This window comes from Amantichitinum ursilacus, assembly GCF_001294205.1.
Taxonomy (GTDB): Bacteria; Pseudomonadota; Gammaproteobacteria; order Burkholderiales; family Chitinibacteraceae; genus Amantichitinum; species Amantichitinum ursilacus.
The window spans coordinates 1-25,236 of record NZ_LAQT01000002.1 but is presented as its reverse complement, the minus strand read 5'-3'; the positions used below and the strand labels follow the sequence as shown (position 1 = coordinate 25,236).

16 protein-coding genes are annotated in these 25,236 nt (G+C 62.5%); 7 read left to right on the top strand and 9 right to left on the bottom strand.

Annotated elements, in window-relative coordinates:
* Window positions 1-12: 12 nt before the first annotated feature.
* The 3 genes from WG78_RS02440 to baeS are packed head-to-tail and all read right to left on the bottom strand — an operon-like array spanning window position 13 to window position 2,763.
* Window positions 13-723 (bottom strand): hypothetical protein, encoded by a 711-nt coding sequence (locus WG78_RS02440; protein WP_152969035.1) that lies wholly within the window; start codon window positions 721-723, stop codon window positions 13-15.
* Window positions 713-1,390, bottom strand: a complete 678-nt coding sequence (locus WG78_RS02435; RefSeq protein ID WP_053936211.1) for a response regulator — start codon at window positions 1,388-1,390, stop codon at window positions 713-715. The genes WG78_RS02440 and WG78_RS02435 overlap by 11 nt, the downstream gene beginning before the upstream one ends.
* Entirely contained in the window at window positions 1,387-2,763 is a 1,377-nt protein-coding gene (gene baeS / locus WG78_RS02430; RefSeq protein ID WP_053936210.1) for a sensor histidine kinase efflux regulator BaeS, read from the bottom strand. Before baeS ends, WG78_RS02435 begins: the two co-directional genes overlap by 4 nt.
* A 157-nt stretch (window positions 2,764-2,920) precedes the next feature.
* On the opposite strand from baeS, the gene WG78_RS02425 reads away from it, so the two are divergent.
* Genes WG78_RS02425 through WG78_RS02415 form a run of 3 tightly spaced genes read left to right on the top strand, consistent with a single transcriptional unit; the run spans window position 2,921 to window position 8,681 of the window.
* A complete protein-coding gene (locus tag WG78_RS02425; protein WP_083458727.1) occupies window positions 2,921-4,105 on the top strand; it encodes an efflux RND transporter periplasmic adaptor subunit in 1,185 nt (394 codons plus the stop codon).
* A gap of 9 nt (window positions 4,106-4,114) precedes the next feature.
* Entirely contained in the window at window positions 4,115-7,264 is a 3,150-nt protein-coding gene (locus WG78_RS02420; RefSeq protein WP_053936208.1) for an efflux RND transporter permease subunit, read from the top strand.
* The gene (locus WG78_RS02415) at window positions 7,254-8,681 is read left to right on the top strand and encodes an efflux transporter outer membrane subunit (protein ID WP_053936630.1); all 1,428 of its coding nucleotides are present in this window, start codon (window positions 7,254-7,256) and stop codon (window positions 8,679-8,681) included. Before WG78_RS02420 ends, WG78_RS02415 begins: the two co-directional genes overlap by 11 nt.
* A 298-nt stretch (window positions 8,682-8,979) precedes the next feature.
* Here WG78_RS02415 and WG78_RS02410 read toward each other — a convergent pair whose 3' ends face one another.
* The 6 genes from WG78_RS02410 to WG78_RS02385 all read right to left on the bottom strand — a co-directional run bounded on the left by WG78_RS02410 (window position 8,980) and on the right by WG78_RS02385 (window position 18,426).
* Complete coding sequence (locus WG78_RS02410; protein ID WP_053936207.1) at window positions 8,980-9,261, bottom strand: helix-turn-helix domain-containing protein; 282 nt, start codon at window positions 9,259-9,261, stop codon at window positions 8,980-8,982.
* The gene (locus WG78_RS02405) at window positions 9,258-9,611 is read right to left on the bottom strand and encodes a type II toxin-antitoxin system RelE/ParE family toxin (RefSeq protein WP_236691964.1); all 354 of its coding nucleotides are present in this window, start codon (window positions 9,609-9,611) and stop codon (window positions 9,258-9,260) included. The genes WG78_RS02410 and WG78_RS02405 overlap by 4 nt, the downstream gene beginning before the upstream one ends.
* A 534-nt stretch (window positions 9,612-10,145) precedes the next feature.
* Window positions 10,146-15,062, bottom strand: a complete 4,917-nt coding sequence (locus WG78_RS02400; RefSeq protein WP_083458726.1) for an autotransporter domain-containing protein — start codon at window positions 15,060-15,062, stop codon at window positions 10,146-10,148.
* A gap of 137 nt (window positions 15,063-15,199) precedes the next feature.
* The gene (locus WG78_RS02395; RefSeq protein WP_161805057.1) at window positions 15,200-16,501 is read right to left on the bottom strand and encodes a phenylacetate--CoA ligase family protein; all 1,302 of its coding nucleotides are present in this window, start codon (window positions 16,499-16,501) and stop codon (window positions 15,200-15,202) included.
* Window positions 16,502-16,509: 8 nt separating this feature from the next.
* Window positions 16,510-17,337, bottom strand: coding sequence for a class I SAM-dependent methyltransferase (locus WG78_RS02390; protein WP_053936204.1), 828 nt, complete (start codon window positions 17,335-17,337; stop codon window positions 16,510-16,512).
* Window positions 17,338-17,430: 93 nt separating this feature from the next.
* Window positions 17,431-18,426, bottom strand: coding sequence for a GGDEF domain-containing protein (locus WG78_RS02385; RefSeq protein WP_053936628.1), 996 nt, complete (start codon window positions 18,424-18,426; stop codon window positions 17,431-17,433).
* Window positions 18,427-18,707: 281 nt separating this feature from the next.
* Here WG78_RS02385 and WG78_RS02380 point away from each other — a divergent pair, with 281 nt between their 5' ends.
* From WG78_RS02380 to WG78_RS23340, 4 genes are all read left to right on the top strand, one after another.
* A complete protein-coding gene (locus tag WG78_RS02380) occupies window positions 18,708-19,898 on the top strand; it encodes a CHASE3 domain-containing protein (protein ID WP_053936203.1) in 1,191 nt (396 codons plus the stop codon).
* Window positions 19,899-19,918: 20 nt separating this feature from the next.
* A complete protein-coding gene (locus WG78_RS02375) occupies window positions 19,919-22,969 on the top strand; it encodes a sensor histidine kinase (RefSeq protein ID WP_053936202.1) in 3,051 nt (1,016 codons plus the stop codon).
* Window positions 22,970-23,363: 394 nt separating this feature from the next.
* Window positions 23,364-25,073, top strand: coding sequence for a ShlB/FhaC/HecB family hemolysin secretion/activation protein (locus WG78_RS02370; protein WP_083458723.1), 1,710 nt, complete (start codon window positions 23,364-23,366; stop codon window positions 25,071-25,073).
* A 57-nt stretch (window positions 25,074-25,130) separates the two neighbouring features.
* Window positions 25,131-25,236: ESPR-type extended signal peptide-containing protein (locus tag WG78_RS23340; RefSeq protein ID WP_201782346.1), on the top strand; the 106-nt coding region annotated here is incomplete at its 3' end.

Genomic DNA, 25,236 nt, shown 5'->3' with positions numbered 1-25,236 from the left:
CGGGCGTGCAGGTCAAGCCGACGCAAGTAATTGTGGAAACACCCGCCCCAGCAGCGCCCGCTGTCCTAGCGATGCGCAGCCGACCTCGGCGTCGTCGAACCACCCCAGCGGCAACAACGCCAGCATGGGATGCCGTACCAATAACTCGATCAGCGCAGCGGCGGGTGCGCGGCCTTGCTGGTGCCAGTCGGGCGATGCGAATACGTCAAACAAAGCGCGCGCGGCGGTTTCGGGGCCGACGATCAATTCGCAGGCCCAGTCGCCGCGCAGCAAGGACGCAACCGTCATCGCCGTGGCGGCATCGAGATTGTCCAGCCGTAGCAGCGCCGCCGCTTTTACGCCATTCGCGCAGGCAAATACCGCGCTCGCCGTCGCTACGCTGCTCGCCACCACCACCCCGCGCTCGGCCAGACCGGCTGCGACATCCTTGAAGCGATGCCGGAAGATCCGGTTATCCGGTTGCCACGCGCGATGCCCGATGAGCAGCCAGTACGCGCCCGCACACTCACAGGCCGCCCGCCGTTGCTGCAAGCGCGTCAGCGCAGCGGCCGTCATCCCGCTGCGATCGCCGCCCGACCACGGCCATTCCAACGCGGCCGCCGCCAGTTGCGCCGCCAGCGGGTGTTGCAGCACGTACACCGGGTTGTCCTGACTTGCATCCACTGCCAGGCACAGTGACGGGTCTTGCTCCGCCGGGTTGGTCAGATCATCTTCAGTTCTCAAATCGATACCCTGCCCCATACACAGATTTGATCCATTCCTCGCCCACTTCCCCCAGCTTGCGCCGCAGGTTTTTGACGTGACTATCGACGGTGCGATCGGTCACGATGCGGCGATCCAGATACAAATGGTCCATCAACTGGTCGCGCGAAAAAATACGCCCCGGCTCGGCCGCCAGCGTTTTCAGCAGCCGGTATTCGACTTGCGTCAGCGCCAGATCGCGGCCAAACAGGCTGGCGCGCGCGGCCGCGTCGTCGATGAAGAGGCCGCTGGCCACGCTGTCACCGGGCGCGCGCTGATGCCGCCGCAAGACGGCTTTGACGCGCGCCACCACTTCGCGCGGGCTGAACGGTTTGCAGATGTAATCGTCCGCACCCACCTCCAGCCCCAGCAAGCGGTCCACCTCTTCCACGCGCGCGGTCAGCATGATAATCGGCGCGTCGGAAAACGCACGGATATCCCGGCAGATGCTGATGCCATCCACGTTGGGCAGCATCAAATCCAGGATCACCAGATCGGGCGCGTGCGTGCGAAACGCGGGCAGCGCCGCGGCCCCATCCAGCACTTGCGTGCAGCGATAGCCGCTGGCGTGCAGATAATCGCGCACGATGGCGGACAAGCTGGGCTCGTCTTCAACAATCAGGACGTGTGCGTTGGGCTGATCGGTCATAAAGCCTCCGGCAAGGTCACCACAATGCGCACGCCACCCAACGGTGACGCAGCCGCCTCGATCTGGCCGTCGTGCGCCTCGGCGATATTGCGGCAGATAGCCAGGCCCAGGCCGCTGCCCCCGCTATTGCGGTTGCGCGAGCCTTCGGTGCGATAAAAGCGTTCAAACAAGCGCGGCAATTTGTCGGGGTCGACGCCGGGCGGGCTATCGTCAAACCGCACTTTGATCTGCCCCGCCGTGCGTTCACACGTCACGCGCACTTCGCCGCCCGCATCGGTGTAGCGCACGGCGTTTTCCAGCAGATTGGCAAACAGCTGCTGCAAGCGGCGTTCGTCGCCATCCACCCGGATTGGCGCGTTATCCAGCGTCCAGTTCAGCTGCAAACCGGCCGCGGCAAAACGCGCCTGCATGCTGCCCAGCAAGGCTTGCAGCAGCAGCGCCAGATCCAGCGACGCGCGGCGATAGGTCAGCGCGCCCACGTCGGTGAGCGATAAATCGTGCAAATCGTTGACCAGCTTGCCCAGTTGCCCGATCTGCTGCGCGATCGGTTCCAGCGCGGCTTGCGACAAGGGCCGGATGCCATCCTGGATGGCTTCGACTTCGGCGCGCATGACGGCCAGCGGCGTGCGCAATTCGTGCGAAATATCGGCCATAAAATTGCGCCGTGCGCGTTCGGTATGCTCCAGCGTTTGCGCCAGCTGGTTAAAGTCGCGCGCCAAAGCGCCCAGTTCGTCGCGACTGTTTTCGGGCACGCGGCTGCCGTAATTGCCACTGGCCAGACGGTGCGTGGCCCCGGTCAATCCGTGCAGACGCAAGAGCAGCGTACGCGCCAGCAAATACGCTAAAGCGGCGGCAAACAGCACCGAAAACACGCCGATCAGCCACCACATCTGCATTTGCGCTTCATAAAAGCGCACATCCCCGGCGGCGATGGCTTTCTGAAACGGCACCATCGCCAGCCAGCCCACGGTGCGTCCTTCCACCACCACCGGCCGCAGGATGGATTCGCGCCCGACGGTGGGGTTGCCCACCACCTGTTGGTACTGCGTATCCAGCAAGCCAAAGCGCGGCACCGCGCCAGTCTGGTCCGATACCGGCGGCCCGGTTAGCGCGCGGCCCGGGTCGGGGTCGGGCCGCATCAAATGAAACCAGGCTTCCATATCGCCGTGCAGAAATTGCCAACTGCCATGCTGCCGATACGCGGCCTGGATATGCGGCATCACTTCCTGCATGCGCTCCACACCCTGCTCGTTCAGATAGCCCAGAAAGCCGCGCTGAAAACTGATGCGCGCGGCCACGCCGTTAACCAGCAGTACCACGGCGCAAGACGCCAGGATGGCGATAAACAATTTGGCGGTAATACCGAGTTTCATGGCGGGCCGGGGGTGAGTCGTGACGTGTTTTTAATGAATACCGCGCATTCGGCTGCAAGTCCATGCGCCAGGCGGCTTGCGGGCCAAACTCCATATTCACTCCACATTATGTGCTTAGCGTAGACGCTGATTCTTATACAACCGGCGGATCTCGCTCATGCTTTTCTCAGCCCCACTCGCGCCTCTGCGACTCCTGGCCATCCCGGCGTTGTTAACGCTGGCGGCCTGCAATGATCAACCCGGGCCGCCCCCCATGCAGGCCAATGTGGGCGTGGTGACCGTGCAAGCGCAGCAACTGGCCATGAACCAGTCACTACCCGGCCGCACCGTGGCCTATATGACCTCCGATGTGCGCCCGCAAGTCAGCGGCATCATCCAGAAGCGTTTATTTACCGAAGGCCAGGACGTGAAGGCGGGGCAGGTGTTGTATCAGATCGACCCGGCCACCGCGCAAGCGGCCTATGACAACGCCAACGGCACGCTGCAACAAGCCCAGGCGGCCGTGTTATCGGCCAAGCCCAAAGCCGAACGCTACGCCAATCTGGCCAGACTGGACGCCGTCAGCCAGCAGGATCTGGATGATGCCAACGCCACGCTGCGGCAGAACCAGGCTGCCGTGGTGGCCGCGCAAGCTGCATTGCAGACGGCCCGGATCAACCTCGATTACACACGCATCACCGCGCCAATTTCCGGCCGCATCAGCGCCTCCACCTACACGCCCGGCGCACTGGTGACGGCCAGCCAGACCACGGCGCTCACCACCATCCAGCAGCTTGATCCGATTTATGTGGACGTCACGCAATCCAGCAGCGAGCTCCTGGCCTTGCGCAAGCAATTGGCCAGCGGCGCGTTGGCGTCACTGCACGGCAAGGTGCCGGTGCAAATCCAGCTGGAAGACGGCAGCTTGTACACGCAAAAAGGCACGCTGGAATTTGTCGGCACGGCGGTTGATACCAGCACCGGCAACGTCACGCTGCGCGCGCTGGTGCCCAACCCGGACAAGCTGTTGTTGCCCGGCATGTATGTGCATGCGGTGTTGCCGGTGGCGGTTAATAACGCCGCCATGCTGGTGCCGCAAGGCGCGGTCAGCCGCAATACCAAGGGCGAGGCCACCGTCAAACTGGTGGGCGCGGATCACAAGGTGATCGACCGCGTGGTGCAAACCGGCGACGCCATCAAAGACCAATGGGTGATCAGCGCGGGCCTGAAAGCCGGCGACCAGTTGGTGGTAGAAGGCGGCAGCAAGGCGCAGCCGGGCCAGACCGTGGCCACCCACCCCGCCGCCACCGATACGCCTGCCCAGGCCAACTCCGCGTCGGCAGTTGCCGGCCAGCAAAGCTAAGGCGGCGCCATGTCTCGTTTCTTTATTGATCGTCCGATCTTTGCGTGGGTGATCGCCATCGTGATCACGCTGGCAGGCGCGCTGTCGATCAGCCAGCTGGCCGTCGAGCAATACCCCAATATTGCGCCGCCCACGGTGTCGATCCGCGCCACCTACACCGGCGCTTCGGCACAGACCGTGGAAAACTCGGTGACCCAGGTCATCGAACAGCAGATGTCGGGGCTGGATAACCTGATGTACATGTCGTCCAGCAGCACCTCGGCCGGTAGCGCCAGCGTGCAGCTCACCTTCAAGGCGGGCACCAACGCCGACGTCGCGCAGATGCAGGTGGAAAACAAGCTGCAGCAAGCCGAAGCGATGTTGCCGCAGATCGTGCAAAGCACGGGCCTGACCGTCAGTAAATCTTCGGCGGGCAGTTTTTTTGAAGTGCTGGCGTTTACCTCCGACAACGGCAGCATGAGCGGTACCGATATCGCCGACTTTATGGCGTCCACGTTGCAAGACCCGATCAGCCGCGTCAGCGGTGTGGGCAAGGTGCAAGTGATGGGCTCGCAGTATTCGATGCGCATCTGGCTGGCGCCGGACAAGCTGCGCACCTATTCGCTGATGCCGTCCGATATCACCGCCGCCATCACCGCGCAAAACGCCGATGTATCGTCGGGCCAGCTGGGCGCGTTGCCCGCCAGCAAAGGCCAGGCGCTGAACGCCACCATTACCTCGCGCAGCCGCCTGAAGACGGTGGATCAGTTTAAAAAGATCGTCGTCAAATCCGCCAGCAACGGCGCGGTGGTGCATTTGTCCGACGTGGCCAGCATCGAACTGGGCGGCGAGGATTACACCATCACCAGCCTGTTTAACGGCAAGCCCGCCGCCGGCATCGGCATCGAACTGGCCAGTGGCGCCAATGCCATGGCGGTATCCAAAGCCGTGGAAGCGCGACTGGATGAACTGAAGCCGTATTTTCCCGCGGGCATGAGCTACAAGATCGCCTCCAGCACCACGCCATTTGTAAAAATCTCGATTGAAGAAGTGGTCAAAACGCTGCTGGAAGCCGTGGTGCTGGTGATCGCAATCATGTATCTGTTTTTGCAGAACTGGCGCGTGACCTTGATCCCGGCCATCGCCGTCCCCGTCGTGCTGATGGGCACCTTTGGTGTGCTGGCGGCGCTGGGTTATTCGATCAATACGTTAACCATGTTCGGCATGGTGCTGGCGATTGGTTTGCTGGTAGATGATGCCATTGTGGTGGTCGAAAACGTCGAACGCGTGATGAGCGAAGAAGACTTGTCGCCGCGCGACGCCACGCGCAAATCGATGGCGCAGATTACCGGTGCGCTGGTGGGCATTGCGCTGGTGCTCACCGCCGTGTTCTTGCCGATGGCGTTTTTTGGCGGTTCTACCGGCGTCATCTATCGGCAGTTTTCAGTCACCATCGCCTCGGCCATGTTGCTGTCGGTGCTGGTGGCGATGACGCTAACCCCCGCGCTGTGCGCCAGTTTGCTCACACCGGTAACACAAGGCGGCCACGTTACCCAACGCGGTTTGCTGGGGCGCTTTTTTGGCGGGTTTAACCAGCGCTTTGACCGCGGTGCCGAGCGTTATCAGCGCGGCGTAAAGCGCGTGCTGGGCCATCGTCGCCTGGGCGTGGGTATTTATCTGGCGCTGGTCGTCGGCATGGGCCTGTTGTTCTGGCATCTGCCCACTTCGTTTTTGCCCGATGAAGACCAGGGCACGCTGATGGTGTCGATCAAACTGCCGCCCGGCACCACCAAAGAAAAAACCCAGACGGTGGTGAACCAGGTGTCTGACTTTGTGCGCGCCCAGCCCGAAGTAAACACCGTGATGGCGATCAGCGGCTTTGCCATGGGCGCGATGGGCCAGAACGCGGGCATGGCGTTTATCCAGCTCAAGAACTGGAAAGACCGCAAGGCCGACGCCGCCAGCATCGGCAACCGCATTACCGGCGCAATGATGAAACGCTTTGCCGACGCGCAAGTGTTTGCCTTCGCCCCGTCCGGCATCCCCGGTCTGGGCCAGGCCAGCGGCTTTACGCTGGAACTGCAGGACTTTGGCGGCGCGGGCCACGATGCGCTGGTGGCGGCGCGCAAACAGTTGCTGGATCTGGCTGCCAAAGATCCGCTGCTCAGCGCAGTGCGCTATTCGGCGCTGGAAGACGCGCCCACCTTTGATGTGAAGATCGACGACGCCAAAGCCGGTGCGCTCAACCTCACCCAGAGCGACATCAACAGCACGCTGGCCACCGCGTTTGGCGGCACCTACGTCAACGACTTTATCGACAAGGGCCGCGTTAAAAAGGTGTACGTGCAAGGCCAGGCCGACGCGCGCATGTTGCCGCAAGACATCAACCAATGGACCGTGCGCAACAGCGACAACGCCATGGTGCCGTTCTCGGCCTTTGCCAGCAGCGGCTGGAGCTACGCCCCGGCCACGCTGGCGCGCTACAACGGCACGGCATCGATGGAAATCAGTGGCTCGCCCGCCGCGGGCGTCAGCTCAGGCACGGCCATGGCCGAGATGGTCAAGCTGGTGGGCCAGTTGCCGCAGGGCTTTGGCTATTCGTGGTCAGGCTTGTCGTATGAAGAACAGGCGGCCGGGGCACAAGCACCGTTGCTGTATGCCGTGTCGTTGCTGTTTGTGTTTCTGTGCCTGGCCGCGCTGTATGAAAGCTGGTCGATTCCGTTTTCGGTGATGTTGGCCGTGCCGATCGGGATTGTCGGTGCGCTGGTGTTTACCGCCACACGCGGGCTGAACAACGACGTGTATTTCCAGGTGGGCTTGCTCGCCACGGTGGGTCTGGCTGCCAAAAACGGCATTCTGATCGTCGAATTTGCGCGCGAACTGGAGCAACAAGGCGCGAGCGTATTCAACGCCGTGGTCGAAGCCGCCCGCCAGCGGTTACGCCCGATTCTGATGACCTCGCTGGCCTTCTTGCTGGGCGTGTTGCCGCTGGTGATTAGCACCGGCGCGGGCTCGGGCGGACGCCATTCGCTGGGGACCGGCGTATTCGGCGGCACGCTGGCCTCGACCGCACTGGGCATCTTTTTTATTCCCCTGTTCTACCTGATCGTGCGCAGCGTGGCACCGGGCAAACAGAGCAAGACGCTGACTGCGCCTACGGATGATCAACATGACGCTTAATACATTTTCTTCGCGCCTGGCGCTGGGCCTGCTTGGCGCCAGCATGCTGGCCGGTTGCGCCAGCATGGCCCCGCAATATCAACAACCCGCCTCGCCGGTGCCCGCGCAATTTAACGGCACGGATGCCAGCGCCCCGGCCACGGCCACGCCGTCCGTGGCCAGTCTGGATTGGCGCAGTGTGTTTCTGGATGACCGTTTGCGCCAGGTGATTGCGCTGGCGCTGCACAACAACCGTGACCTGCGCGTGGCCGTGCTCAATATCGAAAAGGCGCGCGCTACCTACCGCATTGATCAGGCAGATCTGTTTCCGGCCGTCAGCGCCGGGGCCAGCCAGACCACCAGCGGCAATGGCAATACGGTAAGCCGCAGCGCGTCGGCCACGGTCGGTTTTAGCGCGTGGGAACTCGATCTGTTTGGCCGCATCCGCAGCCTGAGCAACGAAGCCCGGCAAACGCTGCTGGCCACCGCAGAAACCCAGCGCAGCACGCGGATGAGTCTGCTGGCCGAAGTGGCAGGTGACTGGCTGACTGTGGCGGCGTACCAGAAACAAGTGGCGCTGGCGCAGCAAACATTGGCCAGCCAACGCCAGACGCTGGCGCTAACCGAACAGATGCACGCAGCGGGTTCGGCCTCGGGCACCGATCTGTCCGCCGTGCAATCCACCGTCGAAAGCGCGCGCGCCGACGTCGCCAATTACGCCACGCAACTGGACGAAGCACGCAACGCGCTCGATCTGGTGGTGGGCACCGCCGTCCCTGCGGCATTGCTGCCGTCTGCCAACGACAGCAACACCGCCATTGCGCTGGCCCCCGTCAACGCTAATGCACCATCGAGCCTGTTATTGCAGCGGCCCGATGTGCTCTCGGCAGAACACACACTGCAAGCCGCCAACGCCGACATCGGCGCGGCGCGTGCAGCGTTCTTTCCGGGCATTAGCCTGACCGGGGCCGCCGGGGTGGGCAGCGACGCGCTGTCCACGCTGTTTAGCGCGGGCACCCGCACGTGGTCGTTTATCCCCAGCATTACCGTGCCGATCTTTAACGCCGGAGCGCTGAAGGCCTCGCTGGATAGCGCCGAGATCAGCAAGAACATCGCGGTGGCGCAATACGAAAAAGCGATCCAGACCGCGTTTAGCGAAACCGCCAACGCACTGGCCGTGCGCGCGCGCCTGGACCAACGCCTGGACGCGCAAACCGCACTGATCACCGCGCAAACCCGCACCTACAACCTGGCGCAGGCGCGCTACCAGAACGGCGTGGACAGCTATCTGCTGACGCTGACGGCGCAGCGCGCGTTGTATAGCGCACAACAAGCGCTGATTACGCTGCAACTAAGCGAAGCCACCAACCGCGTCACGCTGTACAAGGTGTTCGGCGGCGGGGCCGATGCGCAGGGGGATGAGGCGACTAGCCGCTAAGGCAATGCGCGTTGCCGACAGAGCCGCCGTCGGGTGCACGACCTGGTGGGGATCTTGTCTTCGCTTGCGGGACAACGCACTTTGGGGGGCCGAACGCTCCGGCCCATGCGGGGCACATGCGGCGTCCACGGCATAATCGAAATGTGCGTTGCCCTACGGGTAACGCACCCTACAAAAACGCGCCGCATTACGTCGAACGGTGCCTGGTCAGATCAGGCTTTAGCGGGGCATTCAGCTGGCAGTGCACGGCGCAGCACTTCGCCCGCATAGCGTTCAAAAATATCAAACGAGAAGGAAATCAGCCCGCCGACGTTACCTTGAGTTCGACGCGTAAACCGGCAGCCACCGCCATATTGACCAGCGCATCAAGCGCAAACAGGTTGATCTTGCCGCGCATCAAATCGGAAATTCGCGGCTGAGTAACGCCCAGCAACCTGGCCGCTTCACTCTGGCTCAATTCGGCCTTGGACAAGTGCGCCTTAAGCGCAATCATCAGCTCGGAACGCAGCTTCATGTTTGCGGCCTCGGCAGGCGAATCTTCAATGGCATCCCAGATGCTGTCGAATTGCTGAACAGTCATTTTTCCTGCTCCTTCATAAGTTCCCGGTAGCGTTTTTCAGCGAGTTCCAGATCGGGCCGGCTAGTCTTCTGGCTCTTTTTCTGAAAGCAATGCAGCACATAAATGGCATGCGCCAGTCGCGCGACGTAGATGACGCGGTACGCGCCGGTCTCGTCGTGTAAACGGATTTCACGTGCGCCTTTACCGACGGTACTGATCGGCTTCCAGTCGTCCGGCTCCAGCCCGCGTTGCAACTGGTCTAGTTGTTGGCCAGCGTCACGCCGTGCCGTTTGTGGAAAATCGCGCAGGTCTTTCAATGCGCTGCCTACAAATGCGATGCGCCTGAGTGGCGGCTGAGTGCCAATATACAAGATTTTATATATTCCGTTGCGTTGATTTGTACACGCAGATCGGGCGCGCTTTTCAATGTGCGATCCACCGTGAGAGCGGTCAGATGCATCGAATCAGGATGTGTTCAGAAATATCCGGGCGCAACTTTTGTCCTCGTCGTGATGGCCGATTTACGAGAAGTAGGGCAGCGGGCCGGATCAATAAAAAACCGTCGCAGTTTCACAGGCTTGTGGTACGCAAGCGCATTACGCGACGACCCTTGATCGCTTGCGCCGACGATACCGATGCGTTCGGGCCCAGGACTTTGGCTGGTGGGTCTAGACCCACCCTATGTCTGCGCTCTGCCAAGGTGGGTCTGGACCCACCCACCAAAGTGGCGCGCAAGCATGCAACAGCCAGCCTCTTCGCAGCCAGCGCCCTCGCAACCAGCGCCCTCGCAGCCAACTGCGCCGCAACACGCCACAAAAACACGGCCCCCGCGCTCCAATCATCCGGAGCCGCGGGGGCCGTTTCCTGCCTTGACTGCGGGGCGCAGCAACCGCCCTGCCCTGCGCTTAAAAGTCCTTGCGCAGCTTCAGCGATACCGTCTGGTTGTAGAAGTCCTTATGCCCTTCGCCGTCATACCGCGCGGTGATTTCCAGCCCGTTGGAGCGATGCAGCACCAGCCCTGCGCCGCCGCGGAACAGCCATGGCGACGGGTTCAGGCCGTAGGTGACAAACGCCGGGCCGCCGCCCACAAACGTTGACGTTATCTGCGCTTGTTTCGACAGCAAGTCGTAGCCCACGCCAATATTGGCCGTCCACGACAGTTCGTCGTTGATGGTTTGATACAGCTTGGCGTCGGTGGACAGCAGCAGCTCGTTGGTGCTCTGGTCATCCACATGCAGGTTCAGCGCATCGGCCCCGGTTTCGGTGTAACCCTCGTTATGCACGGTGCGGTAATCCAGCCGCACGGACGGGGTGATGTTGGTGTTGGCGTTCAACGGCATGTTCTGGCCGATACCGGCGCCGACGTGGGCGTTCCAGCCGTCATAGCTGCTGTCGGCGGTGCGGTTGATATCGCCAAAATAAATGCCACGATTACCGCTGGTATGGTTGCGACCGTAGTCCACTTGCCAGCTCAGATCGGTGCCCGGTTTGATGCTGTGGCTGCCGTAGCCCATCAACTGATAATTGTTGATGCTGGCCGATTGCGGCGCGTCGGTGCTGTCGCCGCTGACGTGAGTGTGGGCATAGGTAAACGCCACGCCCGCGCGGTCCTTGTCGCTCACACCGCCATCCACCCCGATGATCAAACCGGCGCTGTCGGCGTTGTAGCCGGCAATGTCGTAATCACCTTTCTGGTCCGCCCATGATCCAAACGGCTTGACCCACATTTCGCGCTCGGTGACATAGCCATCGCCTGCCGACAAACCACGTTGGCTTTCGATGCGCGCCTGCACCACGCGGTCGGTCAGATTAAGCGTCATGGCCGTGGCCGAGGTGGTGCCGCCCGCCACCAGCGGCAGCATTTGCGTCACCGCTTTGCTGATCTGGTCCATGCTGGTCAGCGTGCCCAACTGGTTGATCACATGCGCCATATCGCCGGTGGCGCCGCCTTGCGTGATGATGGCGTCCAGCGCACCGGCGGCACCCAGCGCCGGATTATTGCTGGTGTTTTGCGCCACCTGCGTCACCGACAAGCCACGCTTCACATCCAGATCGACATTGTTGCCGTTGATCACGCCGGTAAAGTCGAACAGCACGCTGTTATCGGTGACATTGAACGTGGATGCGGTCAGTCCGTTCGAGGTAATCACGCCCGGCAACACGCCATCGGTCAGGCTTGCGCCGGAGGTCACATCGACAAAGATATTGGCATTGGCAGGCAGCGCCGCCGTGCCGGTGACGTTGAGCTTGCCGTACTGGCTGTTGGATTGCGCTTCCATGCTGTAAACGCCGGTGGCGCTTTGCACATAGTTGCCGGTCAGCGTGATGGGCGTGGCGGCGCGCACATCCAGCGTGCCGTTGTTGTTTAACGCCGTGGTTGCGCCCAAGGCGTGCCGTGCTTTAAACAACACGCCGTTGGCGATATTGAGCGTGTCCGCGCCAAACGCGTTTTCGGTGGTGTAGTCGCCGTTCACGTTGATGACCGAACCCGCCGTGCCCGTTACCGCGCCGGTTACGCGCGCGCCGTTGCTGGCCAGATTCAGCGTGCCGCCATTGAGCGCCACCGCGCTGTTCAGCACCGAATTATTGTTCAGCGTGCCCGCGTTGTTGATGCCATTGGCGGTGGTCACGCTCTGGTTGGCGTTAAACACGCCGCCCGCGGCCACATTCAGGTTGCCCACATTAATGGTGTTTTCGTTGGCGAACGTGCCGTTGACCAGCACGCTGGAACCCGCGCCGGTAATCGCGCCAGTCACCCGGCTGTTGGCCCCTTCCAGCGTCAGCGTGCTGCCATCCGCCCCCACCAGCGCGCCATTGATGGTGGCGGCGTTGGCGATGGTACCGCTGTTGTTCACGCTGGTTGCGGTCAGGTCATTGGCCAGCGTCAGCGTAGCGCCGCTGTTTACATTGACGGCGTTGGCGGCGAGGGTGTTTTCGCTGGCGAAATCGCCCAGCACATTTACCGTCGCGCCGCTGCCCGTTACCGCGCCCGTTACGCGAGAGCCGGTACCGAGGTTCAGGCTCGCTCCATCCGCGTTGGCGACTGCGCCATCAATCAAGGCGGTGCTGGTTACGCTGCCGCTGTTATGCAAGGTCGGTGTGGCGATCGCATTGGCTTGCGTTAGCGTTGCGCCGCTGGCGACGGTGATGTCGTCGGCGTTAATGATGTTTTCGGTGCTGAAGTTGCCGTTGACGTTAACCAGCCCGCCATTGATGGCCCCGGTCACGCGCGCACTGCCGCCATTCAGATTAAGCGCGCTGCCGCTGGCGTTGGTGACCGCCGCATCGATCAGCGCGCTGCTGCTTAGCGTGCCGTTGTTGTTGACGCCATTGGTAGCGGCCAGCGCAAAGCCCGTGGTCAGCGACTGGCCGCTGGCGACATTCAGCGTGCCGGTGCTGATGGTGTTTTGCGCGGCGTAGCCGGTATTGATATTGACCGTGGAACCGACGCCGGTGATCGCCCCCGTCACCGCGCCGGCGTTCAGGTTCAGCGTGGCATTGCCCAGCTCCACCGCGCCCGCCAGCGTGCCGGTGTTGTCCACCGTCAGCGGCGTGTTGCTGCTGGCGATCACCAACGCTTGCGTACCGGTAATGGTGCCGCTGTTGATCACATGGCCGTTGATGGTGGCGCCGTTGATATCCAGGCCCACCGCGGTGCCGGTAATGCTGCCGCTATTCACCAGATCGCCATTGAGCGTGGATGGCCCCACCTCCGCGCCCTCCGCCCCGGTAATGGAACCGGTATTGCTAAAGCTATGGTCCAGCACCGCGTTATTGCTGATCAGCAAGCCCGGGCCGTTGGTGGAAGTGATGCTGCCGCTATTGGACGCCGTACCGCCCACATGCCCGCCCAGCCACATGCCGCCCTGGCCGACGCTGATGGTGCCCTGATTCAGCACGTTGCCATCCACGCCCGCCTGCACCAGCGCAATGCCGTAGCCGGTGCCCTGGATGGTGCCGGTGCTGGTGTTGACCACATCGCCCTGAATCAAGGCGGTGTTGGCCACGCTGTTCACCACGCTGCTGGTGGCGCCCATGCCGGCGATGGCGGCGTTGATGTTGCCGCTATTGGTGATCGAACCGGTGACCGTGGCCGCACCCACCGCAAAGATGCCGGCCTGGTCCGAGGTGATCTGGCCGCTGTTGTTGATGCTGCCGTCCAGGGTGACGGCCTGATTGCTGACCCCGCCGATTTCAATGGCGGTGGCCGAGAAACCGTTGTTGTTATTGCCGGTATGGGTGATGGCAATGGTGCCGCTGTTGTTGATATCGCCGGTCTGGGTGGCGCCGTCGGCCAGCCAGATGCCGCTGCTGCCGCTGATATGGCCTTCGTTGCTGATATTGCCGGTGACCGTTGCGCCGGTACCGGTCACCAGAATGCCGTAGTCGGTGACGGCGATGGTGCCGCCGGACAGGTTGTCGATGGCCCCGGTGGCGGAGGTGTCCACCATGATGCCGCGCCCGGCGCCGTTGATCGTGCCGTTGTTGAGGATGCCGCCCGCCACGGTGGAATTGTCGCTCAACAGAATGGCGGCATTGCCACCGGAAATGGTGCCGCTGTTTTCGATGGAGCCGGTCTGGCTTTGCGCCAGTTGAATGCCGTAATCCGAGCCGGTGATGCTGCCGCCCGTGCGGTTAAGGATCTGGCTGGCGTTCCCGTTGTTTTGCAAATACACGCCCGCGCCATTGCCCGAGACGACGCTGCCGCTGTTATCGATATTGCCGGTGGTGCTGTTGTTGACGTAAATGCCGTTGCTGTTGCCATTGATGGCGCTGTTGGCCGCATTGCTGATCACCCCGGTGGTGCTCTGGCCGGTAACGGCAATGCCCGCGCCATCCAGCGCCGTAATCGTGCCCGAGTTGGCGATATTGCCATCCACAGTGGAGCTATCCACCTGCACCGCCGCCGAACCTGGCCAGTCCGAATGCAGCGATCCGGTATTGGTAATGCCGCCGTGCAAGGCCGTGTTGTTGTTCAACACGATGGCGCCTTCCGAGCCATCGATGCTGCCGTGGTTGATCACGTCGCCGGTGATCGTGCTGCCGAGTAGATAAAACCCGTGCGAATCGCCGTTGATCTGGCCATTAAGGTCATTAATCAAGCCGCCGCCGCTGATGGTGGCGTTATCAAAATAAACCGCTTCCTGCCCGTGTATCGAGCCGTTGTTATAAAAGCCGTTTTGCACGGTGGAATTGGAATCAACATGCACGGCGATATACGCGTTATCGATCACGCCACCGCTTTCATTGCGCACTGCGCCGATGGTGCTGCCGTTGGCAATATGCAGCGTATCGGCGTTATTGGCCTGCGTCATTGAGCCGCTATTGGAAAAATCACCGGTAACTGCCGAATTGTCGATCAGCAGGCCAGCCGGATCGTCATTGATGTTAATGGCCTGAAATGTGGTGTGGATGCTGCCGCCATTGATGATATTGCCGCCAATCTGGCTATTGGTAATGCGCGCCCCACCGCCCGAACTGGAAGATCCGCTGCGCTCGGTGATATTGCCGTTATTGATCACGCTGCCCTGAATCTGCGACGAATCGACAATCAACGCCAGATCGGGGCCCACGCTGGAGATTTCGCCCCCGTTGTTAAGATCACCCTGCACCACGCTGCCATTGGTGATTTCAACCGAAGTGACATCCGTGGGCGCAACCGTACAACCGGCATCGGTGGTCACATTATTTAACGACAGATCGTTGGAAGCTGGAGCCGGGCAAGGCGCGCCATAGGCGGCGGTGGAAACCAGGCCGACAAAAGCGGCGGACAAAACGGAATTGATCGGCGATAGCCGAAACGCGGACGTGCGGGTTCTCATGGCTTCTCTCTACGTAGAAAACAAGGGATTTCCGACGCCCAGAATGCAAGGAAATGCAGTAACGGCTTTTTCTTATGTACGGCTGTGTACCGGAGTATTAGCGACAAATTTCAAGTTCGCCAAGTCGCCGCCTACCGCTAGTCTGGCTGACGCATCAAACAGACAAATTCTTCAAATTTGCCATTACTTGATAAAGGCAAACGATCTGCAAATTGCACGAATTGCAACTGGAATGGATGGCCCAAAGCGGACTGGATGACCGCAGTTAATGCCTGCTGTTGTGCGGGGCTTAACGGCGTGGCGCAAACCAGCCGGACTTCGATCAATTGCTCGCTATGCTGCAGCAATTGGTACTGAATAATCGGCGCAATATCGCGAAACGAATGAAACCCCACCAGCGGCCAATACCGTTGCTTGCCGATGCGTAATAAATTGCGTTCGCGCCCGGCAATGGCGCTCAGCGTTTTATGCGCGCGACCGCACGGACAGGCCGGGCCGACGCTGGCGTAATCGCCAATGTCGTAGCGTAACAACGGTATGGCGTAGTTATGCAGATCCGTCACCACCACGCGACCGGTTTCGCCTTGCGCACACGGCGCGCCATCGGGCCGCAGAATCTCGACGATATAGCCTTCTTCCATCACGTGATAAAGCCCGCTGACGGGGCACTGTATGGCCAGCACGCCCAGTTCTTGCGAGCTGTAGGTATCGGCCACGCCGATGCCCAACTGGTCGTGCACGCGCTGGCGCAATGCCGGGCTCAAGGTTTCGCCCACCGTGCGGATCTGGCGTACGGCGCTGAACCCGCCGTCGTCCGGCCCGTCCAGCAAAGCCGCCAGATTGTTGGGATAAGTCAGCAGATAGTGCGGTTTAACCTGCGCCAGCCATGTTTTTTGCGTGCTGATGGCGGTATTGATGGGCATGGCAAAACCCGGCCCGGACGCATACAACAGATTGACCGGCGGCCCCCAATCCGCTGCCTGGATGGGCGCGCTGCCCGCCAGATTGGCGCGGATGGCCGCCAGCCGGCCGCTAAAATCACGCTGGTGCCAAAGATGCTCGCGTAGCGTAAACGCCATCCACATCAACTGGTTGATGGCCGTGCGCGTTACGGTAACGGGCTCGCCGGTGGAACCCGAGGTTTTAACCTCGCCGGTCGGGCCGTGGCCGGGTGGCAGCGCGTGGCTGGTCAAGCGCGCGGATTGTTGCTGCAAAGTGCGACGCGGCAGCAGCGGCAAGCGCGCCAGCGTGGCCGCCGTATCGATATCAGCCAGCGCCAGCCCCGCGCTGTGCAGACGCTCGCGCAACTCATCGGTTTGCGCCAAGGCATGCTGCAGCAACGCGCGCAGCCGCATCGATTGCAGCGCCTGCAAATCCTCGGCGCCAAAGCGTTCGGACTGCGCCAGCGTCTGCATCTGCGCCGCCAGTTGCGCACGCATCTGCATGCTCAGCGGCGCTTTTGCAAAGTGAGCACCGGGCAGCGCCCGGCCAGTTCGTACGTGCCATATGCCACGCTGATTTCTTGCCAGCTGTCGCTCAGACTGGCGCGCACTTCGGCCAGCGTGGGAAAGCTGTAGACCAGCGTGGATTGCGCATACACATCGATGGTCTCGATGACGGAGCGCGGCCACACAGCACGCTGCGCCAGTTCATCGCGATGGTGGATCAGCTGTTCAAAGTGATGATGGATATCGGCGACCGCGATATTGGCGTTGTTTTGCGCGCTGCACAAAGCCATGGCCAGCCGCCATTTAAACGCGTGGAACGAACCGATTTCGCCCGCCAACGCCGCATCGACCACCGCGCGCGGGGTTTCGGCCACTTCGGGCCGCACAAAAATACGCAGCGCCACGCGCGCGCGCGGGCGCAACACGCGGTCGAGCTGATCAAACACCATGCGATATTCATCAACGTAATCAACGTTGTTGAGCGAGCCATCGCCCACCGCAAAATCAAAACGCGCCGAGGTAAACGGCAGATCGCGCCAGTCAGCCTGCACTTCCTGGCCATTGCTGCCCGCCTGCGCACGCCGACGCTGCACCATGGCCGGATCGCGATCGACGCCCGTCATATCGCCCAGACCCCACAATTCCTGCGTCATCCCCAACAACAAACCGCGATTGCCCTGCGGCTCCAGCGCCGCACGCATCAACGCCACATCCTCCGGCCCCGGCCGCAACGGCGCGCCAATACGCTGCCACTGCGCAGCGTGTTCTCCCCAATGATCGTGCGGCGTGGGCGGATTGGAGGACGAAAAAACAGGAGCGCGATGCATGACAACCGCCAGGGCAGGATGGGCTTTGTTTATATGGCATGCCCGCGCCAAGTGCCAGGTTGCGTCGCAACGCGCTACGCAGCCAGCCGCGCCTTACCCCGTCTGAATACAATTGCGCCCCGCCGCCTTGGCCGCGTACAGGCGTTCATCCGCGCGGGCCACCCATTCGCTGATGGGTTCGCCGGGGCGCAGGGTGGCGATGCCGATTGATACCGTCACCGTTTGTTGCTGGATCATCGCGGCGCGTTCGACCAGCGCGCGCAGGTCTTCGGCCAGGCAACTGGCGGCGCCGGCGGGCGTGCCTTTGGCGACGATCAGAAACTCTTCGCCACCGTAGCGGAATAGCCGGTCGTTGGCGCGGATGCGGGCATGGATGAGCGCGCTGACCGAGACCAGCACCGCATCGCCCACCGAATGGCCGTACTGGTCGTTGATGCGTTTGAAGTGATCGATATCCAGCAGCAGCAAGCTGCACGGCGCGCTGCTGCTGGCGCATTCCATCAGCGTGCGTTGCAGTGCGCGGCGGTTGCCTGCGCCGGTGAGAAAATCGCGCTCGGCGCGCAGGTTGAGTTCTTTGACTTGCAGGTGCGTGCGGTAAAACACGATGTACGAAAACAGATTGATCAGCGCGACGGTAACGCTAAAGGTGGCCAGCGTCAGTGTCGGCGTGGCATGGGCGTGGCTGAGCAAACCCACCATACAGGCCAGCGCGGTCAGATTGATGGTGAGTGCGCGTTTGGGTGGCAGCGTAAAAAACGACGCCACCATGGTCGGATAAGCCCAGTACACCAGGCTGATGCCGTGCAGATAAACGATGACCACCATGCCGGTGGAATAGATGCCCGAAATCGCCAGGCTGGCCAGGCGCGTGCGGCCGGTGCGCCACACATGCGACATCACCGCAATCATGCTCAGCACGATGCCGATATCGACCACGGCGGCGGCGTAGCTGGCGGTGAGCAGGCGCACGATGCCAAACGGCAGGATGCTGGGAATGCTGATGGCGCACAGGCTCAACAGGATAATTTCTTCATTGCTGCGTTCACCATCGCGCAGCCCGGCCCATAGCCGGCGGATTCGATCCAGCACCGTGCGTTTCCTCTTTACCAGCCCGGTGCGATCGCACGCGATGCGCACCGGATGTGTGGCCCGCGTTACGCAACAAGGCCACTTTGACCGCGTGATGTTGCCAGCGACAAGCATCGGACACAGCCAGGACCGCTCCGGGGTGTCGGTCTTTTGGCAGAGGCTTTTCTCAAAACGGTTACATTGCCCGCAACCCATTGGCATATCCGGGCTGTAGACTTAGGCCACATTTCCGTACAACACCGTCCGCAGCCTGAGCCAGGCGCGGCGCTACTGCGCCACTGATGACTAAAGCCGCCTACACCTTTGTTAACACCACGTTTCGCAATCTGATCGTGCTGCCGCTGCTGGTGGCCAGTGTGGCGCTGTGCTGCGTGATGGCGGTGGCGGGTTATCTGTATTTTTCGTTGGTGGTGGTGGGCCAGGCCACCGAGGTGGCGCGGCTGTCCACCAATATCTCGGTGCACGTGTACCACCTCGACAATATTGAACGCGATTACCTGATTACCGGCGGCCCCGCGCCGCTGCAGGACGCCAGCGAGATACAGCGCACCGCCGGCAAGCTGCGTGCATTGCGCGATCTGGTGCGCGCCGATGCCGATCAGGTGGCGCGCGCCAACAACGTATTGAACGCCTGGACGCACTGGCGCAGCGAGATGGACCCGCTACTGGCGCAGCGCCGCAACGGCTTTGATGTGGTGCCGATGCTACAGCGCGGCGGTGGCCCGACCTCGGTGGTGGCGCTGGCCAGCGATCTGGCCGCCATCGCCAGCCGGGCGCGCGAGCAACGTGCGGATAACTATTCGCGCATGGGCATCACCATTGCCGCTTTGCTGGGCAGCCTGACGCTGGGCTTTGCCGGACTGGCCGTGCTGTTTGTGTTGCGTGGTCGCCAGCAGATTAGCTATCTGGCGCGGGTGAAAGCGCAGGCCGACGAAACCCGGGCGGCGCAATCGGGCGAACTGACGCTGCAAGACCGCATCGCCGAGGCGCAGGGCCGCATCGCCCATCTGTTTGCCGATTCGGACAACTTTAAAGGCGTGGCCCACCCCTTGCTGGATCTGGTGGCGCAATGGACTGGCGCTCTGGCCGGGGCGCTGTATGTGGCTACCGAGCATGCGCGTTATCGCCGCGTGGCCACCTTTGGCACGCAAGCAGGCGCGGTGGCCACCTCCAGCTATCCCACCGGTTATGCCGCGCGCACGGCTGCGCGGCCCAACTGGTTGTGCGATGACACGCAAGAATATGTGCCGCTGGCGGCCATGCTGGGCGAAGACACGCCCGCGTCCATTATCGCGCTGCCCTTGCGCGGCACCAGCGGCCCCACCGGCGTGCTGGAGCTGGCGTTTATTGATCCGCCCGATGCCGCCGCCGCCGCGATGCTGGATCAGATCCAGTATTCCGTCGGCCACGCCATCGAAGCCTGCCTGCTGCGCGAACGCGGCAACGAACCACCCACGCTGGCCTTGCAATGAGCGCAGCGGTGCGAGGGTTCATGCGCGGCATCGCGCTGTTGTGGCTACTGTGCGCGGCGCCCGGCCACGCGGCTGCCTATACGCCCACGTTGCGTGATTATCAGCACGATATGTGGACCGCCAACGACGGCATGCCCGCCGATATCTGGAGTCTGGCCGAGGACAATCAGGGCTGGTTGTGGATTGCCAGCATGGCCGGCTTGTATCGCTTTGATGGTATCCACGTGCAGCCGTTTCAGCCCGCGCCGGGCGAAGCCTTGCTCAGTGAAAAAATCGGCGCGCTGTCGGCGCTGCCCAATGGCGATCTGTGGATTTGTTATGCGCAAGGGCACGCATTGTCGCTGCTGCGCAATGGACATCTGCTGCATTACACCGAACAGAACGGCTACCACGGCGGCGCATGCGCGCTGGGGATCACCGGCGATCTGGACAACAACCTGTGGGTGGCGGGCTCGGATGGATTGATGCGCTTTAGCGCGGGTCGCTGGACGCGCCTGGGCCCCGCGCAAGGCTTCGGCAGCGGGCTGCCGGAGGGGCTTAATCTGGACCGCCAGGGCCGCCTGTGGGTGACGACAGCCCAGCGCGTCTATCTGTATCAGCGCGCCCAGCAACGCTTTATCGACGCCGGGCCGCACAGCAATCAGCACACCGTCATGCAAGCGCCCGATGGCCAGATCTGGCTGTGGGGCCCGGGCGGCACCAGCGCGCTACCCGGCCCGTTGGGCCACGCTGAGGGCCCGGTGCCCGCGCGGCCGCCGATCAATAATTCGGACGGCGCCTTGTTCGACCACCAAGGCAATTTGTGGCAAGCACTGTGTCCGCCTGGCGTGTGCCGCTTTACCCCGGCCGTTTGGCGCGGGCGCACGCGCATTGATGCCGCCACGCGCCAGGCGGCCGTCACCGCGGGCCAGCAAGCGCCCGCCAGCGCCGAGCCGTTGGTGATGCTGGAAGACCGCCAGTCCAATCTGTGGGTGACCACGCGGCTCGGCCTCGATCGCTATCGGCCCAACGCCTTTGTGCGCGTGCCCTTGCCCGACTTCAGCAGCTATATCGGCATCGCCGCGCAGCCCGACGGCAAGGTCTGGGCCAGCACGCTCAGCTCACCCGAAGGCCACTTGTGGCGCGTCGACCAGGGCGTGCAGGCGGTGCCCGGGGTTGATCCGCTGGTGCATGCGCTCGCAGTGGCGCATGACGGTGCGCTGCTGGCGGGCGGACGCACAGTGCTGCAACGCTATGACGCCAGCGGCGTCCGCGCCGCGCCCATGCCGCCCGAAATCCAGACCGCCAACAGCGCCAGCCGCGCACGCGCCTTGCTCGACGATGGCAGCGGTATCTGGGCGCGCTTTTCCTATGGCGGATTGTGGCGGCGGCCGGGCGATTCGGCGCTGCTGGGCATGCCGTCCGCCCAAGGCACATGGCTGCGCGCCAGCAGTCTGGGCCTGCCCGATGGCGCGGGCCCGGTGGCGCTGGCGCTCGACGCGCAGCAACGCGTCTGGCTGGGCTATTCGCACAACCGGCTGCTGCGCTATGACCACGGCCAGATCACGCAATGGGGCGCGGCCGACGGCATTGATGTGCTCAATATCAATTTCGTTTCCGCCGGGCGCGAGCTGGTCATTGCGGGCGAAAAAGGCCTGCAGGTGCTGCAGGGCAATCGGTTTAAAACCTTGTACGCCGATGAGCCCGGCGTGCTGAACGGCATTACCGCACTGCTGCGGACGCCCGATGGCAGCGTGTGGCTTAACGGCCGCCGCGGCGTATTGCGCATCAGCGCGACCCAGTGGCAAGCCGCTCTGGATAACCCGGCAACGCCGCTGCATTACCGCCTGCTGGGCGCGCACGAAGGGTACCGCGGCGAGGCCACCGCGCCGTTCCCGCTGCCCAGCGCCGCGCTTAGCCCCGATGGTTTGCTGTGGTTTGCCTCGTCCGATGGCCTGTTGCAGCTCGACCCCGCGCAACTGGCGCCCGTCGCGCCCACGCACGCCGATTTTTTGCAGGTGGCAGTCAACGACCAACGCTGGTCCACCGACCAGCCTGTTACGCTGCCCGCCGGCACGCGCGAGTTGCAGATTGCCTATACCGCGCTGGGCAGCCGCGTGCCCGAACAGGTGCGCTTTCGCTATCAACTGGAAGGCGTCGACCCCGACTGGAAAAGCGTCGGCACGCGGCGCGATGCCAACTACACCAACCTGGGTCCGGGCGAATATCGCTTTCGCCTGCAAGCCATCACGCCGGGTAGCGCCTGGCCCGAAGACGCCGCTGAATTGCATATCCGGATTACGCCGCGATTTGATCAGACCGGCTGGTTTGCCTTGCTGGGCTTGTTGCTGCTGGGCGGCGCGTTGGTGGCGCTGTACCGGTGGCGCGTGCGCTATCTGACGCGGCAAATCTACGCGCAGATGAACACGCGGCTGCAAGAACGCCAGGATATCGCGCGCACCCTGCACGACACGTTTTTGCAAGCGGTGTACGCGCTGACGCTGCGTTTTCAGACTGTGCAATTGTCCTTGCCGCCCGGCCACCCCTTGCATCCGCAAATGGACGACGCCATGGAACGCGCCGAAGCACTGCTGGAAGAAGGCCGCGATCAGGTGATGAACCTGCGCAGCGAAGGCCGGATGCAGCAAGGCCTGTTTGAAGCACTGCGCCAGGTGGGCACCGATCTGATGTTGCAACACGGCGTGCCGTTTGAAGCGCGCCGCTGCGGCAGCATCCGCGCGTTGTCGCCCGGCGTGATCGACAATCTGTTTCAGTTGGGCCGCGAAGCCATGATCAACGCCTATCAGCACGCCCAGGCGCGGCATATTCAACTGCGCCTGGATTACAAGCGGCGCGAATTTGTGCTGAGCGTGTGCGACGACGGCCGGGGCCTGGACGCCGAAATCCTGCAACGCGGCCACAAAGACCGGCACTGGGGCATACCGGGCATGACCGAACGCGCCAACAAGATCGGCGGCACGCTGCAGATCGACAGCATGCCCACGCGCGGCACCCGCATTGTGGTGACGCTGCCCGCCCGCGCCGCCTATCTGCCACGCGCCTGGCCGTGGCGGCGCTGGCCGGGGCGTTGAGGCCTGCTGCGCTGCGCTTGCGGCAGATACACCTGTCCACATTGCGATACAAACCATTTACCGTTTGTCGGCGGATTCCGCCGCAGATGTAGGACAAAACCTTTCAAGATCAGCGCATTGGCGGAGGGCAATCGCGTGCTGGCGCGCCATCGGCCGTGGCCACAATGTAAGCAAATTCTTAAATAGCGCGACGACTGGCGCGGGTGGCCCGCCAATCTGACACCACCGTCATTTTGCGATCCTTATCCACGACCAACCCTACATTTCAAAGCCGTAAGTTTTAAGCTGAACGTTCTGGCAAACGTTGATCAGAACGTGAATTTAACCATCTGTCGCGCCGTTCAACGGCCCGGTAGCCTGCGCGCTCTTCCATTGCCTTACATCTGGACGCCGCATGCGTTGTCGTATTTCCGGGTTGCCCTTACGCGCGAGCGCAAGCTTGCTCGCCGCTGCATTGAGTGTGGGTTTGATCGCGCCCGTGCGCGCCGACACCGCCGCCGATGAGCTGATCCGCCAGCAAGAGCGCGAACGCGCCCTGCGCGACCAGCTGGAAACCCAACCCGACGTGCGCCTGCCGCGCCCTGCCCCCACCGCCACGCCCGACGCCTGGCCCGAACACGAAACGCCGTGCTTTGCCATTCAGCACGTGCGCCTGGTCGGTGATGCGGCCGAGCAGTTTCAGTGGGCCTTGCATGCGGTGGATGATCTTGACGGCCGTTGCCTGGGCAGCCAGGGCGTCAATGTGGCGATGACGCGCATCCAGAACGCCATTGTGGCGCGCGGTTATGTCACCACCCGCGTGCTGGCGGGCCCGCAAGAACTTAAATCCGGCGAGCTGGTGCTGACCTTGATGCCAGGCCGCATCCGCGCCATCCGCTTTGCCGCAGGTAGCAACCCACGCGCCACGCAATTCAACGCCGTGCCCGCCCGGCCCGGCGACCTGCTGAACCTGCGCGATATCGAACAAGCGCTGGAGAACTTCAAACGCGTGCCCACCGCCGAGGCCGATATTCAGATTACCCCGGCCGATGGCGCCGACGCGCAGCCGGGCCAGAGCGATCTGGTGATCAGCTGGCAGCAGGCGTTTCCGTTTCGGGTCAACCTGTCGGCCGATGATTCCGGTAGCAAAAGCACCGGCAAATATCAGGGCAGCATCACCGTGTCGTACGACGACTGGTGGACGCTAAACGATCTGTTTTACGTCACCTACAACCACGACCTGGGCGTGGGTGCGGGTGGCCGTGGCACGCACGGCTACACCGTGCATTACGAGATTCCCTACGGCTACTGGATGCTGGGGCTCACCAACAGCAGCTACGACTATTTCCAGTCGGTGGCCGGCGCCAACCAGACCTACATCTACAGCGGCACCAGCCTGAACAACGAAATCAAACTCAGCCGGCTGGTGTACCGCGACGCCAGCCGCAAAACCAGCCTGTATGCGCGTGGCTGGACGCGTTCTTCCAACAACTATATCGACGACACCGAAGTGGGCGTGCAACGCCGCGTGATGGCGGGGTGGGAGGCTGGCTTCAGCCATCGCGAACTGCTGGGCAACGCCAGCCTGGACTTTAACGGCAGCTACAAACGCGGCACCGGCGCGCATGGCTCGCTGCAAGCGCCGGAAGAAGCATTTGGCGAAGGCACCGCGCGCCCCACCATCCTGAACGCCGATGCGCAACTGAATGCGCCGTTCCAGTGGCTGGGCCAGAACCTGCGCTTTAACACCAGCTGGCGCGCGCAATGGAACCGCACGCCGCTGGTGCCGCAAGACCGCTTTTCGATTGCCGGCCGCTACACCGTGCGTGGCTTTGATGGCGAGAACTCGCTGTCGGCCGAGCGTGGCTGGTTGTGGCGCAACGATCTGGCTTGGGCGCTGGGCGGCAGCGGACAAGAACTGTATGTGGGCGCGGATATGGGCAAGGTCAGCGGCCCCAGCGCGCAACAACTGTTAGGCCAACGCCTGGCCGGTTATGTGCTGGGCCTGCGCGGCGGCTATCGCGGCTTTGGCTACGACGTGTTTGTCGGCCAGCCCATCAGCAAACCCACCGGCTTTGAGACCGACCCGACCACCGCAGGCTTCAGCCTGAACTGGTCGTTCTGAAGCGTTGTACCGATTGATTTGATCTGACCCGATTCGCATTGCCCGAGCACAAAAACAATGAACCAGCGCCTGTATCGTCTTGTTTTCAACCGCACCCGTGGCCTGTTGATGGCCGTGGCCGAAACCACCGTGGGCCAACGCCAGAGCGCCAGCGGCAGCACCA